This is a genomic window from Pseudomonas extremorientalis (genome assembly GCF_001870465.1).
Lineage (GTDB): Bacteria > Pseudomonadota > Gammaproteobacteria > Pseudomonadales > Pseudomonadaceae > Aquipseudomonas > Aquipseudomonas extremorientalis.
Window position 1 is genome coordinate 161,854 of record NZ_MDGK01000058.1, and the last position, 16,091, is coordinate 177,944.

Genomic DNA, 16,091 nt, shown 5'->3' on the forward strand with positions numbered 1-16,091 from the left:
TCAAAATGGTTTAACTTCTGTTAATTCAAAGAGATAATTCTCTACATAAGACTCAGTCCTATCAACGAGTTGAGCAATATGAACCAAAAAATTTTGTGGAACAAGCTTTGGTATTGGGTGCTCGTCTCGGATACGATGGGCGATATTCCCCCTAATAGTTATATACTCATCTAATTTTGATTCAGCATTAACGGCGGACATTTTCTGCCAATACCAGCATTCGCTCAACTTAGGTATACCTAATAGCTGCGAATACAGTGCATTCACCTGAGGAGTTTTTGGAGTGTTTAGCGTCCCCACCCAATCGTCATAGACGCTTTGCTTGTGAGCTCTCAAAATATCCCGCCAACCGCCATCTGCCAATTCCCAAAGCCTAGAAGGGTCCTTAACATCAACCAATTTCCGAGCAGCATAATTCCTGACTTTAGCAGGTATTACTTCGTGCTTTTTAGCATTGTCAAGCAAAAAGTCAAAGGACTGAGTAGCCAAATCCTCAATAAATGACTCCCAGCACGCAGTAATAAAAACAATAGCAGAACGATTAAGAACTTCGACGCCGTACTTTCTTCCGGCGCCATGACCTGCAACCGTTCGATGTATCTCCCAAAGCCTTTCAATATCGATTTTGTTAGCTTCGAATGCTGTCTTTGCTAGTGAGGTCATATTGAAATCCATTTCCATGTTAAGAGCAAAGCATGTTCCGCAAATGCAACGGAAGAAGCAACATATTTTATAACCGAGATATCAATCTCGCCTACCTACTTTAACATCGCCACCGTCTACCGCCACGCGCGGCAAGGAAGCTCCATGTTCGCAATCAAACTCACCCTGATCCTGCTGGGCGCTTTGCTGTACCTGGTAGGAACAATCGGCTGGTTCTTCTGGGCCGGGCCTGACCTTGTTGGCACCGGCACTACCGAGGCACTGCTCTACGCATTCGCCGGCACATGCGCCTGGCTGCTGATCACACTTGGCCTGGCCATCCACATCATCAAGACGGCACGCCCCGCGAGCCCTCTCGACAAACCAGAGGCATAGAGGTGCACACCATGGAAATGCAAAGCGAAACCCTCTCCGAAGAAGAGATTGCGGCAATCACTGGCTATATGATCCCGTCGCGACAGATCGCATGGCTCAACCTGAATGGATGGAAGTACGTGCTTACCCGGGCGCGCAGGCCAGTTGTGGGCCGGGTATACGCCCGGATGAAGCTGGCAGGAGTAAAACCGTCAGCAGAACACGTTGCGGCCGAAGCCTGGTCATTGGACTTGTCACGAGTAGGATAAAACGATGCGAGCGAAAAAGGCGGCAAACAGGGACCTGCCGCCGCGAATGATTCGGCGCGTACGCACGCTGAAAGGCGGTAAAGAATGGGTGGGCTACTACTACGACGGGAGGAATGAAGACGGGAAGCGGGTGGAAATCCCGCTCGGGGGTGATTTGGATATCGCCAAGGCTGAATGGGCAAAGCTCGATTGCAAGCCGGTACCGAAGAAGAACGCCCTGCTGACCCAGGTGTTTGATCGTTACGAGCGGGAGATCATCCCAGGTAAGAAGCCCAAGACGCAGAGCGACAACCTGCTGAGCCTCAAACAGCTTCGCAAGGCTTTCAACGACGCCCCCATTGATGCAGTTTCGCCACAGATCATCGCGCAGTACCGGGACAGCCGGACTGCCAAGGTTCGGGCCAATAGGGAGATATCCCTGCTGTCCCACATCTACAACATAGCGCGGGAGTGGGGGCTAACCGAGAACAACCCTGCCGCCGGCGTACGCAAGAACAAAGAGGTGCCTCGAGACTTCTACGCCACAGAGGAAATCTGGGGGGCCGTGTACGCAGTCGCGGCTTCAGAGCTACGTGACGCGATGGACCTGGCCTACCTGACCGCCCAGCGCCCGGCGGACACGCTGTCGATGCGGGAGGCTGACGCCGTTAACGAATTCCTGCAGGTGTCCCAGGGCAAGACATCTAAGAAGTTGCGAATTCGCCTAACCGCTGCTGGTGCACTCAATGATTTGGGCGCCCTGGTTGCAAGACTGATAGAGCAAAGGCGCTCGCGTAGCGTACGAAACCCCTACCTGATAATCACCGAAGACGGCAGGCAGGTGACCAAGCACATGCTCCGCCTACGCTTTGACGACGCTCGCGACAAAGCAATAGCCATCGCCAGAGAGGCAGGCGACGGCGTTCTTGCGACGAGTATTCGACAGTTTCAGTTCCGTGACATACGGCCAAAAGCTGCCAGTGAGATCCTTGACTTAGGCGACGCCAGCCGCCTCTTGGGGCATACGGACAAGCGGATAACCGAGACGGTTTACCGACGTGTAGGGGAGATCGTGAAGCCGACCCGCTGACGGAGATACGCCACAAGTTGCGGAAACTGCCTGAAATGATGCGGAAACGATGAGGCTTTAGGTTTTCTGCCGAACCAAACCCCAGAAACACAAAAGCCCCGCACTCGCGGGGCTTTCGTTTGAATCTTGGCGGGAAACCAGGGATTCGAACCCTGGAGACGCTATTAACGTCCGCCGGTTTTCAAGACCGGTGCATTCAACCACTCTGCCAATTTCCCTTGTGCATCACAGGATTATAGTAGCCTATCCCGTCTCAGCGGGCGCCATAATACCCGAATGAAACACACTGTCAAACTCTCGCCATAGCTTGTTACAGAGCGTCTGTTATGATCTTTGCGACTGAACGTTTCAAAACTGAAGGAGTGTCGCCATGCGCGAACAGAATTACGCAGTGAATGGTAACGCGCAGGCTGAGCAGCTTGAAGTCAGCCGCGTGTTGCGCAACACCTATGGCTTGCTCGCCCTGACCCTCGCATTCAGCGGCGTGATGGCGTTCGTGGCCCAGCAGATGCGCGTTGGCTACCCGAATATCTTTGTGGTGCTGATCGGCTTCTATGGCCTGTTCTTCCTCACCAACAAACTGCGCGACTCTGCGTGGGGCCTGGTGTCGGCATTTGCCCTGACCGGCTTCATGGGCTTTATCCTCGGCCCGATCCTCAACCGTTACCTCGGCATGGCCGGCGGCGCGGAAGTGGTCAGCTCGGCGTTTGCCATGACGGCGCTCGTGTTTGGTGGTCTGTCGGCCTATGTGCTGATCACCCGCAAGGACATGAGCTTCCTGGGTGGTTTCATCACCGTTGGTTTCTTCGTGCTGCTGGCGGCAGTGGTTGCGGGCATGTTCTTCCAGATCAGCGGGCTGCAACTGGCGATCAGCGCAGGTTTCGTGCTGTTCTCCTCGGTGTGCATCCTGTTCCAGACCAGCGCGATCATCCACGGTGGTGAACGTAACTACATCATGGCGACCATCAGCCTATATGTATCGATCTACAACCTGTTCATCAGCCTGTTGCAGATCTTCGGCATCATGAGCCGCGATGACTGATTACTTGCCTCAATAAAAATGCCCCGCATCGAAAGATGCGGGGCATTTTTGTTTTCAGAAGATCAGTACTGGTTGGGTTCCATTTCCAGATCGACCTTGAAGCGCTCCAGAATGTCTCGCTGAATGCGGCGGGCCAGGTTGGCAATGTCATGCCCCGAGGCGCCGCCATAGTTGACCAGCACCAGCGCCTGCAGCTTATGCACGCCGGCGTCTCCCTCACGGAAGCCCTTCCAGCCGGCCTTGTCGATCAGCCAGCCGGCGGCGAGCTTCATCTGCCCGTCAGGTTGCGGGTAGGCCACCAGGTCCGGATACAGCGCCTGCAGCTCAGCCGCCAGCACCTGAGAGACCAACGGGTTCTTGAAGAAGCTGCCGGCATTGCCAAGCTCCGCCGGATCCGGCAGTTTTTCACGGCGAATGCTGCAGATGGCACGGCTGACGTCGCTCGGCGTCGCCTCGGTGATCCCCTGCGCCGCCAGGCGCTGCTGCACCGGGCCGTAGTCGAGTTTCAGGTGGCTGGCGCGGCTGAGGGCGAAGCGCACGCGCAGGATCAGCCAGCGCCCGGTCTCGTGCTTGAACAGGCTGTCACGGTAGGCAAAGTTGCACTCCTCAAGGCTGAACTCGCGCAGTTCGCCGGTGCGGCGGTCCAGGGCGGTCAGGCCAGCGAATACATCCTTGATCTCGACACCGTAGGCACCGATGTTCTGCATGGGCGCGGCGCCGACGGTGCCGGGGATCAGGCTGAGGTTTTCCAGGCCACAGAAACCTTGATCCAGGGTCCACAGCACGAAGGGGTGCCAGGCTTCGCCCGCCTCGGCCTCGACCACCACGTGCAGGCCGTCGTCGTGCAGCACACGAATGCCCTGGGTGGCCATGCGCAGCACCAGCGCCGGAATGTCCTGGGTCAGCAACAGGTTGCTACCGCCGCCGATCACCAGCAACGGCACATTGTGTGCGGTGGAATAGGTGAGGGCCTCACGCACATCGCTGTCGCTGTGGGCCTCGGCGAACAGCTGGGCATGCACATCAATGCCAAAACTGTTGAATGGCTTGAGCGATACCTGCGCAAGCACCTGCAAGGTCATAACCGCCCCTTCAATTCGATCACCAATAAATCACAGGCCTGTTCGATCAGGTCCAGGACCCGTTCGAAGCCTTGTTCACCTTCGTAGTACGGATCTGGCACTTCGTCCACTTCGGCATCGTAACGGCGCAGGAACAGGTCCAGCTCCGCCTTGCCCTGCCCCGGCTGCATCGCCTTGAGGTTGCGCAGGTTGCTGTGATCCATGGCCAGGATCAGGTCATAGCGCGCAAAATCGGCGCGGGAGACCTGCCGGGCACGCTGGGCCGACAGATCGTAGCCGCGGGCCAACGCCGCACGCTGGCTGCGCTGGTCCGGCGGGTTGCCGACATGCCACTCACCGGTGCCGGCGGACGCGACATCGACCTGCCCAGTCAGCCCCGCTTCGCGCAGTTTGTGGCGCAGCACGCCTTCTGCGGTGGGCGAGCGGCAGATATTGCCCAGGCAGACAAACAAAACCTCCATCAGGCCCCCAGCAGGCGACGGACGCGCTCAAGGTCTTCGGGCGTGTCGACACCAGCCGGCGGCGCTTCCAGTGCATCGCCCACGTGGATGCGCACGCCGTGCCACAGCGCCCGCAGTTGCTCCAGGGATTCGGTGTTTTCCAGCCAGCACGGGCCCCAACTGACGAAGTCATGCAGGAAACCGGCGCGGTAGGCATAAATGCCGATGTGACGGCGATACGGCACGCCTTCCGGCAGTACATCCGGTTGCTTGGCAAACGCATCGCGTGCCCACGGCAGGGTAGAACGGCTGAACGTCAGCGCCAGGCCGTTGATGTCGCTGACCACCTTGACCACATTCGGATTGAACAGGGTCTCGATGTCTTCGATCGGCTCAGCCAGGGTGGCCATGCGCGCTTCGCCATGGGCGGCCAGGTTGGCGGCCACCTGGTCGATAACGCCGGGCGGGATCAACGGTTCGTCACCTTGCACGTTGACCACGATGGCGTCGGGCGCCAGGCCGAGCTTTGTGGCCACTTCAGCCAGGCGGTCGGTGCCGGAGTTGTGGTCTTCACGCGTCAGCACCGCCTCGGCGCCGAAGCCTTCGCAGGCCTCGATGATGCGTGGGTCATCGGTGGCCACCACTACGCGCTCGGCGCTGCTTTTGCAGGCCTGTTCCCACACCAGCTGGATCATCGGCTTGTTGCCGATCAGTTGCAGCGGTTTGCCCGGCAGGCGGGTCGACGCATAGCGGGAGGGAATGACAACGGTAAAGGCGGTGGTCATTTATCCAGGCGCTCATCGGTGGTCAGGGTACGGGCTTCGCTTTCCAGCATCACCGGGATGCCATCACGGATCGGGTACGCCAGGCCGGCGCCTTTGCTGATCAGCTCGGTTTTGTCGGCGCTGAGCTTGAGCGGGCCTTTGCAGATCGGGCAAGCGAGGATGTCGAGCAGTTTGGTGTCCATGAGTGTTTCCTGGAAAAAAGCGGTTTAAGGCAAAAGACGGGCAGGCAACAGACGCATCAACTGCGTGTCGAACCAGGCGACGAACGCCGGCGACGGCAGCGCATCCACCGCGAGGTACCACCAGTCGGGCTGGGCGAAGGCGCGGCACTTCACCGCGTCCTTCTCGGTCATGACCAGCGGCAATGACGGCGTAAAATTCAGGACCTCGGCACTGTAAGTCGCGTGGTCGGCAAACCCATGGGGTATCGGCTGCCAGTGTAGCGTTTCAAGGGTGTTGAAGAAACGTTGCGGGTTGCCAATGCCGGCGACCGCATGCACCTGCTGGCCCGCCGCAAAATGATCCACTGGCCGGCGCTCGCCGGTTTGCAGGTTGACCAGTGCAGTAGGCTGCAAACGAAAGGCAAAGCCGTCCTCGCGGTCGTCGGCGGCGCCGTTGTACAGCAACGCATCCACACTCTGCAAACGCTCCACCGGTTCGCGCAGCGGCCCCGCCGGCAGGCAGCGACGGTTGCCCAGGCCACGGGCGGCATCGATCAGCACCAGTTCAAGGTCGCGGGCCAGGCGGTAATGCTGCAGGCCGTCGTCGGAGAGAATCAGGTCCAGAGTGTCGCTGGCCAGCAGCGCCTTGACCGCACGGCTGCGATCAGGATCGATCATCAAAGGTACGCCGCAGCGCTGCACGATCAATAACGGTTCGTCACCCGCCACCTCGGCGCTGTGGCTGGCTTCGACCCGCCACGGCAACTGTGGTGGCTTGGCGCCATAACCGCGACTGACCACACCCACACGCAAGCCGCTGCGCCGACAGTGTTCGATCAACCACAGGATCAACGGCGTCTTGCCGGTGCCGCCCACGGTAATATTACCGACCACCACCACCGGCACCGGCGCTTGGTAAATATCACCCTCACCCGCCAGGAACCGTGCGCGCTTGCGCTGCACCACCCGGCGATACAGGGACTCCAACGGCCGCAGTAGCGAAAGTGCCGGATGGCCCTCGTACCAGGCCTTGAGCAAACGATCGGACATGGCCATCAGGGTTGGCTCGCCGCCTCGACGGTGCTCATGCGCAAATGGCTGAAACCGAGCTTGCCGGCAGCGTCCATCGCGGTGATCACAGCCTGGTGCTGGGTCTTGCCATCAGCGCTGATGGACAGCGGCAACTGCGTGTCGCCGCCGGACTCTTTCTGCAAGGCTTCCATCAAGCTGGCAAGGTCGTTTTTCTCCAGCAATTGGTTATTCACCGAAAACACCCCGTCGGCGCTGATGGCGATGTCCAGTTGCTTGACTTGCTGGTCTTCGGCCGGCGAACCGCTCACGGCTTCCGGCAGGTCGACGCGCAGTTCGGTTTGCCGGGTGAAAGTCGTGGTGACGACAAAAAACAGCAGCAGGATAAACACCACGTCGATCAGCGACGCGAGGTTGATATCGACATTTTCCCGTTGCTTGCGGCGAAATTTCACGCTTTGCCCCCAACCAGGTCCACGTCGCGGTCGCCCTGCACCACTTCCACCAGCTTGATGGCCTCCTGCTCCATGCCCACCACCAGCTCATCGATGCGGCGTTGCAGGAAACGGTGGAAGAACACCGAAGGAATACCCACCATCAGGCCGGCCGCCGTAGTGATCAGCGCCTTGGAGATACCACCGGCCAGCACGGCCGCGTTGGTGGTCATGCCGGAGCCCATGAACGAACTGAAAATGTCGATCATGCCCAACACCGTGCCGAGCAAGCCGAGCAATGGCGCCATGGCGGCGATGGTGCCGAGGGCGTTGATGTAGCGCTCCAGTTCATGAATGACGCGGGCGGCGGCCTCTTCGATGCACTCCTTCATGATCTCGCGACCATGCTTGGAATTGGCCAGGCCTGCGGCAAGGATCTCACCCAACGGGGAGTTGGCGCGCAGTTCCTTGAGCTTTTCCTTGTCCAGTTGCTTGTTCTTGATCCAGCCCCAGACCTGCCCCAGCAGATGCTCGGGGGTCACGCGGCTGGCGCGCAGGGTCCACAGGCGTTCGGCGACGATGCCGAGTGCGGCGATGGAGCTCATGATGATCGGCAACATCATCCAGCCGCCGGATTTGACCAATTCCCACACAGTGAATGTCCCCTCGAAAAAGTGCGCCACTTTACCATATAGGTGCGTCGGCCACAGACCCCATCCGCCGAGGCCTTGAACCCCTAGGGTAAGCGCTCGCGCCAGAACCTGCGTTGACTGCGCGCAACGACCGGTGGCGCGAATGCTCCCAGTTGCACACGCACGGCGCCCTGTTCGGCGCTGTCATACACTTGGCTGCCCAGCCGCTGGTAACGTTCCAGCACCTGCGGATGGGGATGGCCGAACGCATTGCCGCGCCCCCGCGAGATCAGCACATTACGGGGGGAGAGCCGCTCGACAAACGCCCAGGACGAAGAGCTGCGACTGCCATGGTGGGGCGCCTGCAGCCACTCGGTGGGCACCGCCAGAGGCGACGCGAGCATGGCCTGTTCGGCTTCGCGGTCGATGTCGCCGGTCAGCAACAGGCGCTCGCCATTGGCCTGCACCTGCAACACGCAGGACTTTGCGTTACCACTGATAGCACCTGGCCACTGCCAGAGTTCGAACGTTACCCCGTCCCAGGTCCATCGCTCGCCGCTGACGCAAGGTTGCGTACCGATAAATGCCGGCAACCCATCGGTTTCCCCGCCCACCACGCGCTTGATCGGTATGCTCTTGGCAATCGCCGCCGCGCCGCCGGCATGATCCGCATCGGCGTGACTGAGCAGCATCAGATCCAATGCCCTCACCCCGAGTTTTCGCAACGACGGCAGCACCACCCGCGCGCCCAGATCAAAGGTTCCGGTGCGCGGTCCGGCGTCGTAAAGCAATGCATGGTGGCGCGTGCGCAGAATCAGCGACTGCCCCTGCCCCACGTCCAACTGCACCACCTCCATCTGCCCGTGGGGCACCAGTTCTCGCGCAGGGAACACTGCCAACAACAGCATCGGCCAGCCTAATACGCGAAACGGCACGCCGTTGGGCAGCAGTAGCAACACGGCACCCAGCAGACTCACCAGCCAGTAAACCAATGGTACTTGCGCCGGGATCCACGCCGGCATGTGTCCGGCGAGCCACGCCAGCCCCCTGAACAAACCATCCAGAGCGCCGCCTGCCAGCCACAGAAGACCTTCGCCAATAAATGGCAATGGCAGCAATGCGGTCCCCGATAGCGCCAGCGGCAACACCACCAGGCTGATCCACGGCACAGCCACCAGGTTGGCCAGCGGTGCGCTCAGGCTGATGGGCAGTCCCAACACCAACAACACCGGAAACAGCCCAATGGCAATCAGCCACTGCGGTAGGGTCCATGCCTGCCACAGGCTCCACGGCCCCAACCGCCCACCAAACGCCAGAATCAGCACCGCCACCGCCGCAAACGACAACCAGAACCCGGGCTGCAAGCTGGCCAACGGCTCCAGCACCAGCACCCCATTGAGCGCCAGCAGCAACGGCCACCACAGCCCCAGATGCCGGAAGCGCAGCCGCCACACCAACACCAACCCGACCATCACACAAGCCCGTTGCACCGGCACGCCAAACCCTGCGAGCCAGCCGTAGCCCAACGCAGCGCTGAACGCCAGGCCACACGCCCAGGGCAACCACGGCCAGGTTCGCGGCCAGCAACCGTAGCGGGCCAACCCGGCGATCAGCCCATAGATCAAACCCGCCAGCAAACCGATGTGCTGGCCGGAAATGACCAGCAGATGCACGGTGCCCGTGTCCTGCAACACGTGCCAGTCGGCAGCGGCCAACCCTGAGCCGTCGCCCAGTACCAGGGCAACCAGGCCTGCTTCCCGGCCTTGGGCATCCACCGCCAGCAGGCGCTGACGCACGCTGTCGCGCCAGGCATTGCGGGCCGGCGCCAGGCGCTCGCCATCCTTGACCGAGCCCGTGGCGCCGATGCGTTGGGCCAACAGCCAGGCTTCCTGATCAAACCCGTGGAAATTCAGCAACCCGGCCGGACGCTTGAGGGTAACCGCCAGGCGCCAACGTTCACCGCTGCGCACCGGCGGCCCGCCACGCCAGGACACGCGGATGCGTTTGGGTAAGCGGGCATTGCGCGACCGGCTATCGGCCAGTTCGAAGCGCACACCTTCGCCCGTCTGTCGCGGCAACCCGATCACCCGGCCCTCCAGCCAGCGCGTCTGGCCATCCAGGGCAGGCATCAGACGATCATCCAGCGCCCACTGTGCGCTGAGGCATGCCCAACTCAGCCCCAGCAGGAAAAACGCCAGTGGGTAGGTACGAAACGGCAACAACATCAACGCCAGCACCGGCCAGGCAACCAGCCAGCCCATAGGCGGCAACGCCGGCAAAAAACGCAGGGCCAGCAACCCCAGCGCAAACGCGCACATCCCTGTCTTCATGAATCATCCTTTTCAAGTGATCCACTCAGTCTTAGCCGGATGCCCAGGGCGGCCTATGATGTTTTGTCACAAAGTCTGAATTTTCTGTTTATAGAATGCGGGCATACTTGCCCCTCGAACTGACCTGGATCCCTTATGCCCCGGCGCTTATTCAAACGGTACATGCCCGATCCCACGAGTATCAGGGAACATAAGTCATTACAGTTTCTCGGCACGTTGCTGCATGACCCGAACCTCTGGCACCTGAACCGACACTCGGTCGCACGCGCAATGGCCGTGGGTTTGTTCGCCGCGTTTATCCCAATCCCCTTGCAGATGCTGTTAGCCGCGGTCCTGGCGATCACCGTGCGCGGCAACATGCCCATCGCCGTCAGCCTGGTGTGGCTGACCAACCCGATCACCATGCCGGTGGTCTTTATCTGCACCTACATGACCGGCGCCTGGCTGATGAACGTGCCACCGCGCAGCCTGCCCGACGATCTGACCTGGGAATGGATCAGTGGCCAACTGAGCACCTTGTGGCAGCCGTTTCTGCTGGGTTCAGTGGTGTTGGGGCTGGTGCTGGGCGCCCTCGCCTATTGCCTGACCATGGGCTACTGGCGCTGGTGGGTGGCCCACCAGTGGAAAAAGCGCAAACAGCGTCGCGCTTAGCAGGCCCGCAAGCGCAGGTGCACGCGCAGGCCTTGCCCGGTATTTTCCGCCCACAGGCTGCCGTCCTGGCGCTGCACGGCGTTGCGGGCGATGCTCAGGCCCAGCCCGAAGCCGCCATCGCCGGGGCGTGAACCGTCCAGGCGAGTAAAAGGCGCGAAGATCCGTTCCAGATCCCCTTCATCGATCCCGCCGCCCTGATCCTCCAGCCACACATGCCAACAATCACCTTCGCGACGCCCGTCCAGGCTGACCACACCGCCCGACGGTGAGTGGCGGATAGCGTTGCGCAAGATGTTTTCCAGAGCCTGGGCCAACGCATTCAGGTTACCTCGCACCCAGCAGTCCACCCCCAGCAGGCATGGCAGCCGCGACGCTGGCCAGTCGCTCTCATAGCAAGCGTTTTCGCGCAACATGTCCCACAGCGCTTGAAGCTGGATAGCTTCCTGGGGCAGCGGCGCCCGTTCGGTGTCGAGCCAGGCCAGTTGCAGGCTGTCTTCAACCAGACGTTGCATCGCGTCGATTTCACGGCCAAGCCGCTCGCGCAGCTGCGTCAGGTCTTGCTCACTGTCACAGGCCACTCGCAGTCGACTCAGCGGGGTGCGCAGCTCATGGGACATGTCTCGCAGCAACTGTTGCTGCAACACCACGGTGCCCTGCAAACGCTCGGACATATGGTCGAACGCTCGCCCCAGTTCGCCCAACTCGTCCTGGCGACTGGTCGCGTCGTGGGACAACCGCGTATTCAACTGATCGGCGCGCCAGGCATTGGCCTGCTCGCGCAGTTGATTGAGGGGCATGATCAGCAGCCGATACAGGCCGATGCACAGCAACAGGGTAAACAGTCCGGGAATCACCCCGTTGGTCACCACTCGCCAGAACAGTTGGTAGCGCCCCGGCATAAAGCGCTGGGGTAACTCGATCACCAGCGACCCCGCATGGGGGTCGGTCGGAAACGGGATCTTCAGCCATGGCAGGCCTTTGACATGCCGGCTCACCGGCCAATCCAACCCACGCAGAAAGGTCAGTCGCTGGCTTTCGTTGTCGCTCAGCGGGATGCTGCTCAACGATTGCAGGTCATTGCCGATCACGCCTATCCAGGTACTTTCACGCTTGCCCATCGCCTGCAGCCAAGCGTCGACGCCGGCACTGCCATCGCGACTCCACGCCTGCTCAGCCGCGACCGCATAACCACTCAAGGTGCCTCGCGCCTCATCGGACAGGTAGGCGTTCTTCTGTTCCATGTAGCGGCCCCAGGACCAACTGAGCCAGATCATCAGCAAGCAAAAGGCGATCAGCAGGCAGGCCAGCTTCCAGAATAACGAGTGCCGGCCCGGCAGCCGTTTCAAGGGGCGTTCAAAGCCCGTCATCGTGACCGCTCAGCACATAGCCCTTGCCCCACACCGTGCGCACTTCGCGCTCGGTGTAGTTGATCGCCTTGAGCTTGCGGCGGATCTGGCTGATATGCATGTCGAGGCTGCGGTCATGGGGCGCATAACCGCGTTGCAGCACATGCTGGTACAGGAAAGGTTTGCTGAGGACTTCTTCGCTGTTGCGATGCAGGGTTTCCAGCAGGCGGTATTCGCTGCGGGTCAAGCCGGCCCAGTGGTCAAGATGGAAGACATCACACCGTTCATCATCGAAATGCAGGGTGCGGGCATCGTCGTGCACCGGCGCAGAGATCGGCAGCGGACGGCGGTCGAGGGCCACCCGGCGCAGGATGGCTTCGATGCGTACGCGCAGCTCGATCATGCTGAACGGCTTGGGCAGGTAGTCGTCGGCCCCCAGGCGAAAACCACTGATGCGATCGGCTTCGGCGCCCAGTGCAGACATCAGGATCACCGGGATCGAATGGCTCTGGCGCAGATGAGTGAGGATCGACAGGCCGTCCATCCCCGGCAACAGGATATCCATCAGCACCACGTCAAAGGCCTGCTCGCGCGCCATCTGCAGGCCCTGCTGGCCATTCTGGCACCAGGTCACGTGGAAACCACAGCGGCCCAGGTGCTCATGGACATAAGCGCCCAGCACAGGGTCATCTTCAATAGTCAGGATACTGGGTAGGCCAATTGCTGCGGGATTCATTAGTATCTGCAAGTCATTCTCAATGGCTGATTATTCAAGATTACCCCGCTACAGGCAATCGCCACCGGGCGCCGAATGGCGCGAAGATTGCCATATGTCATTAATTTGCAAGATTCCGCGCTGCGCAAATGGCTACACTGCGCAGGTGGCGCGGGCCGGATGCCCGTGTGAATCATCGATATCAATGTGGTAGCAGGAGAGTGGCGTGCTGACAAGAATGGGGATAAAAGGCCGCGTACTGTTGCTGACCTTATTACCGACCAGCCTGATGGCTTCGTTGCTGGGCGGCTATTTCACCTGGATGCAGTTGTCGGAACTGCAGACCCAGTTGCTGCAACGTGGCGAAATGATCGCCGAGCAGTTGGCGCCACTGGTGGCGCCCGCCTTGAGTGCACGCAACACCGACCTGCTGGAGCGCATCGCCACCCAGTCCCTGGAGCAGCCGGACGTGCGCACCGTGTCGTTCCTCAGCCCGGACCGTGCGACCCTCGCCCACGCCGGCCCGACCATGCTCAACCAGGCCCCCATCGGCAACAGCTCACACCTGTTGCAACGCACCGGCAATGACGCCACGCGCTACCTGCTGCCGGTGTTTGGCCGCCATCGCAACCTCGCCGGCGACCTGATCCCGGATGAAGCCGACCGCCTGCTGGGCTGGGTCGAGGTGGAACTGTCCCACAATGGCATGTTGCTGCGTGGCTACCGCAGCCTGTTCGCCAGCCTGCTGCTGATCGCCATCGGCCTGATCTGCACCGCGGCACTGGCCCTGCGCATCAGCCGCACCATCAACGCGCCGATCGGCCAGATCAAGCAAGCCGTGGCCCAGCTCAAGGACGGCAACCTGGAAACCCGCCTGCCGCCCCTGGGCAGCCAGGAACTGGACCAGCTCGCCTCTGGCATCAACCGCATGGCCGAGACCCTGCAGAACGCCCAGGAAGAACTGCAACACAGCATCGATCAGGCCACCGAAGACGTACGCCAGAACCTGGAAACCATCGAGATCCAGAACATCGAGCTGGACCTGGCGCGCAAGGAGGCGCTGGAGGCCAGTCGCATCAAGTCGGAGTTCCTGGCCAACATGAGCCATGAGATCCGCACGCCGCTCAACGGCATCCTGGGGTTTACCCACTTGCTGCAAAAGAGCGAGCTGACCCCGCGTCAACTCGACTACCTGGGCACCATCGAAAAATCCGCCGACAACCTGCTGGGGATCATCAACGAGATCCTCGACTTCTCGAAAATCGAAGCCGGCAAGCTGGTCCTCGACAGCATTCCGTTCAACCTGCGGGACTTGCTGCAAGGCACCCTGACCATCCTCGCCCCCGCCGCCCATGCCAAACAGCTCGAACTGGTCAGCCTGGTCTACCGCGACACGCCGCTGGCATTGGTCGGCGACCCGCTGCGCCTCAAGCAGATCCTCACCAACCTGATCAGCAACGCGATCAAGTTCACCCGCGAAGGCACCATCGTGGCGCGAGCGATGATCGAGGACGAGCAGGAAGACAGCGTGCAATTGCGCATCAGCGTGCAGGACACCGGCATCGGCCTGTCCAACCAGGACGTGCGTGCCCTGTTCCAGGCCTTCAGCCAGGCTGACAACTCACTCTCGCGCCAACCCGGCGGTACGGGCTTGGGCCTGGTGATTTCCAAGCGCCTGATCGAACAGATGGGCGGCGAAATCGGCGTCGACAGCACGCCGGGCGAAGGCTCGGAGTTCTGGATCAGCCTCAACCTGCCCAAGACCCGCGACGACGTGGAGGACCTGCCGTCGGCGCCCCTGCTAGGCCATCGTGTCGCCTTGCTGGAAAACCACGAACTGGCACGCCAGGCGCTGCAACACCAATTGGAAGACTGCGGCCTGGAAGTCACGCCGTTCACCAGCCTGGAAAGCCTGACCAACGGCATTACCAGTGCCCACCAGACCGAGCAAGCCATTGACCTTGCCGTCCTTGGTGTTACTGCCAACGACATCCCGCCCGAGCGCCTCAACCAGCACCTGTGGGACCTCGAACACCTGGGCTGCAAAGTGCTGGTGCTGTGCCCCACCACCGAACAGATGCTGTTCAATCAGTCGGTGCCCAACCCCAACAGTCAATTGCAGGCCAAGCCGGCCTGTACACGCAAATTGCGGCGTGCCTTGTCCGACCTGATCAGCCCGCGCCCCACGCGCAGCGAACCCGGCGAACCCTTGTCCAGTAGGGCACCGCGTGTACTGTGTGTGGATGACAACCCGGCGAACCTGTTGCTGGTCCAGACCCTGCTGGAAGACATGGGCGCCCGGGTACGCGCCGTGGAAAGCGGTTATGCGGCCATCGACGCGGTGAAGCAGGACACCTTCGACCTGGTGCTGATGGATGTGCAAATGCCGGGCATGGACGGCCGCCAAAGCACCGAGGCGATCCGCCAGTGGGAAAGCGAACGCAGCGGCACGCCATTGCCGGTAGTCGCCCTCACCGCCCACGCCATGGCCAACGAAAAACGCGCCTTGCTGCAAAGCGGCATGGACGACTACCTGACCAAACCCATCAGCGAACGCCAACTGGCCCAGGTGGTGTTGAAATGGACCGGCCTGGCCCTGCGCAATCAGGGGCCGGAGCGCGCGACCGACAACCTCGGCCCTGGCGTGCAATTTCCGGTGCTCGATCACGAGGAAGGCCTGCGCCTGGCGGCCGGCAAGTCTGATTTGGCAGCAGACATGCTCGCCATGTTGCTTGCCTCCCTGGAAGCCGACCGACTCGCCATCACCATCGCCCGTGACGCCAACGACAACAACGCCCTGATTGAACGGGTGCATCGTCTGCACGGCGCCACCCGTTACTGTGGCGTACCGCAACTGCGCGCCGCCTGCCACCGTGCCGAAACCCTGCTCAAGCAGGATGACGCCAAGGCCATGCATGCGCTGGACGAACTCGACATGGCGATTGCACGGCTGGCCAGTGAGGCGCGGGTCAGCGCCTGAAGAGACTTTGACGCCGATCAGCTGTGGGAGGGGGCTTGCCCCCGATAGCGTCGTATCAGTCGAAGCATCTGTAGCTGACACACCCTAATCGGGGGCAAGCCCCCTCCCA

The 16,091-nt window shown here is 61.0% G+C and carries 17 protein-coding genes and 1 tRNA gene; 6 read left to right on the forward strand and 12 right to left on the reverse strand.

The genetic code is table 11. The features are described from left to right. The gene (locus BFN10_RS24465) at positions 1-663 is read right to left on the reverse strand and encodes a HEPN domain-containing protein (RefSeq protein WP_071491857.1); all 663 of its coding nucleotides are present in this window, start codon (positions 661-663) and stop codon (positions 1-3) included. Positions 664-807: 144 nt separating this feature from the next. Here BFN10_RS24465 and BFN10_RS24470 point away from each other — a divergent pair, with 144 nt between their 5' ends. The 3 genes from BFN10_RS24470 to BFN10_RS24480 are packed head-to-tail and all read left to right on the forward strand — an operon-like array spanning position 808 to position 2,355. Then, entirely contained in the window at positions 808-1,038 is a 231-nt protein-coding gene (locus BFN10_RS24470; RefSeq protein WP_071491858.1) for a hypothetical protein, read from the forward strand. Positions 1,039-1,049: 11 nt separating this feature from the next. Next, positions 1,050-1,286: a DUF4224 domain-containing protein gene (locus BFN10_RS24475; protein ID WP_071491859.1), complete on the forward strand. Its 237-nt coding sequence runs from the start codon at positions 1,050-1,052 to the stop codon at positions 1,284-1,286. A 4-nt stretch (positions 1,287-1,290) separates the two neighbouring features. Then, a complete protein-coding gene (locus BFN10_RS24480) occupies positions 1,291-2,355 on the forward strand; it encodes a tyrosine-type recombinase/integrase (RefSeq protein WP_071491860.1) in 1,065 nt (354 codons plus the stop codon). A gap of 127 nt (positions 2,356-2,482) precedes the next feature. Here the strand turns inward: BFN10_RS24480 and BFN10_RS24485 are convergent. Then, a tRNA-Ser gene (locus BFN10_RS24485) sits at positions 2,483-2,573 on the reverse strand. Between the two features lie 152 nt (positions 2,574-2,725). Between BFN10_RS24485 and BFN10_RS24490 the strand changes: the two genes are divergently transcribed. After that, the gene (locus BFN10_RS24490) at positions 2,726-3,397 is read left to right on the forward strand and encodes a Bax inhibitor-1/YccA family protein (protein ID WP_071491861.1); all 672 of its coding nucleotides are present in this window, start codon (positions 2,726-2,728) and stop codon (positions 3,395-3,397) included. 62 nt (positions 3,398-3,459) lie between these two features. Here BFN10_RS24490 and murB read toward each other — a convergent pair whose 3' ends face one another. From murB to BFN10_RS24530, 8 genes are all read right to left on the reverse strand, one after another. Further along, a complete protein-coding gene (gene murB / locus BFN10_RS24495; RefSeq protein WP_071491862.1) occupies positions 3,460-4,479 on the reverse strand; it encodes a UDP-N-acetylmuramate dehydrogenase in 1,020 nt (339 codons plus the stop codon). After that, positions 4,476-4,940, reverse strand: coding sequence for a low molecular weight protein-tyrosine-phosphatase (locus BFN10_RS24500; protein ID WP_071491863.1), 465 nt, complete (start codon positions 4,938-4,940; stop codon positions 4,476-4,478). Before BFN10_RS24500 ends, murB begins: the two co-directional genes overlap by 4 nt. Beyond that, positions 4,940-5,704: a 3-deoxy-manno-octulosonate cytidylyltransferase gene (gene kdsB / locus BFN10_RS24505; RefSeq protein ID WP_071491864.1), complete on the reverse strand. Its 765-nt coding sequence runs from the start codon at positions 5,702-5,704 to the stop codon at positions 4,940-4,942. Before kdsB ends, BFN10_RS24500 begins: the two co-directional genes overlap by 1 nt. Next, positions 5,701-5,886 (reverse strand): Trm112 family protein, encoded by a 186-nt coding sequence (locus BFN10_RS24510; RefSeq protein ID WP_003174668.1) that lies wholly within the window; start codon positions 5,884-5,886, stop codon positions 5,701-5,703. The genes kdsB and BFN10_RS24510 overlap by 4 nt, the downstream gene beginning before the upstream one ends. 24 nt (positions 5,887-5,910) lie before the next feature. Further along, the gene (lpxK, locus tag BFN10_RS24515; RefSeq protein ID WP_071491865.1) at positions 5,911-6,921 is read right to left on the reverse strand and encodes a tetraacyldisaccharide 4'-kinase; all 1,011 of its coding nucleotides are present in this window, start codon (positions 6,919-6,921) and stop codon (positions 5,911-5,913) included. Then, positions 6,921-7,349, reverse strand: a complete 429-nt coding sequence (locus tag BFN10_RS24520; protein WP_058425436.1) for an ExbD/TolR family protein — start codon at positions 7,347-7,349, stop codon at positions 6,921-6,923. The genes lpxK and BFN10_RS24520 overlap by 1 nt, the downstream gene beginning before the upstream one ends. Next, a complete protein-coding gene (locus BFN10_RS24525; protein WP_058425437.1) occupies positions 7,346-7,981 on the reverse strand; it encodes a MotA/TolQ/ExbB proton channel family protein in 636 nt (211 codons plus the stop codon). The genes BFN10_RS24520 and BFN10_RS24525 overlap by 4 nt, the downstream gene beginning before the upstream one ends. Before the next feature lie 83 nt (positions 7,982-8,064). Further along, the gene (locus BFN10_RS24530; protein ID WP_231999506.1) at positions 8,065-10,290 is read right to left on the reverse strand and encodes a DNA internalization-related competence protein ComEC/Rec2; all 2,226 of its coding nucleotides are present in this window, start codon (positions 10,288-10,290) and stop codon (positions 8,065-8,067) included. A gap of 135 nt (positions 10,291-10,425) precedes the next feature. Between BFN10_RS24530 and BFN10_RS24535 the strand changes: the two genes are divergently transcribed. Further along, positions 10,426-10,941 carry a DUF2062 domain-containing protein gene (locus BFN10_RS24535; protein ID WP_071491867.1) on the forward strand — a complete coding sequence of 172 codons (516 nt, stop codon included), beginning with the start codon at positions 10,426-10,428 and terminating at the stop codon, positions 10,939-10,941. Here BFN10_RS24535 and BFN10_RS24540 read toward each other — a convergent pair. Next, positions 10,938-12,308 carry a sensor histidine kinase gene (locus BFN10_RS24540; protein WP_071491868.1) on the reverse strand — a complete coding sequence of 457 codons (1,371 nt, stop codon included), beginning with the start codon at positions 12,306-12,308 and terminating at the stop codon, positions 10,938-10,940. The two genes, BFN10_RS24535 and BFN10_RS24540, sit on opposite strands and share 4 nt — an antisense overlap. Next, positions 12,295-13,023 carry a response regulator transcription factor gene (locus BFN10_RS24545; protein ID WP_071491869.1) on the reverse strand — a complete coding sequence of 243 codons (729 nt, stop codon included), beginning with the start codon at positions 13,021-13,023 and terminating at the stop codon, positions 12,295-12,297. Before BFN10_RS24545 ends, BFN10_RS24540 begins: the two co-directional genes overlap by 14 nt. Before the next feature lie 205 nt (positions 13,024-13,228). Here BFN10_RS24545 and BFN10_RS24550 point away from each other — a divergent pair, with 205 nt between their 5' ends. Next, complete coding sequence (locus tag BFN10_RS24550) at positions 13,229-15,982, forward strand: response regulator (protein WP_071491870.1); 2,754 nt, start codon at positions 13,229-13,231, stop codon at positions 15,980-15,982. Positions 15,983-16,091 lie beyond the last annotated feature (109 nt).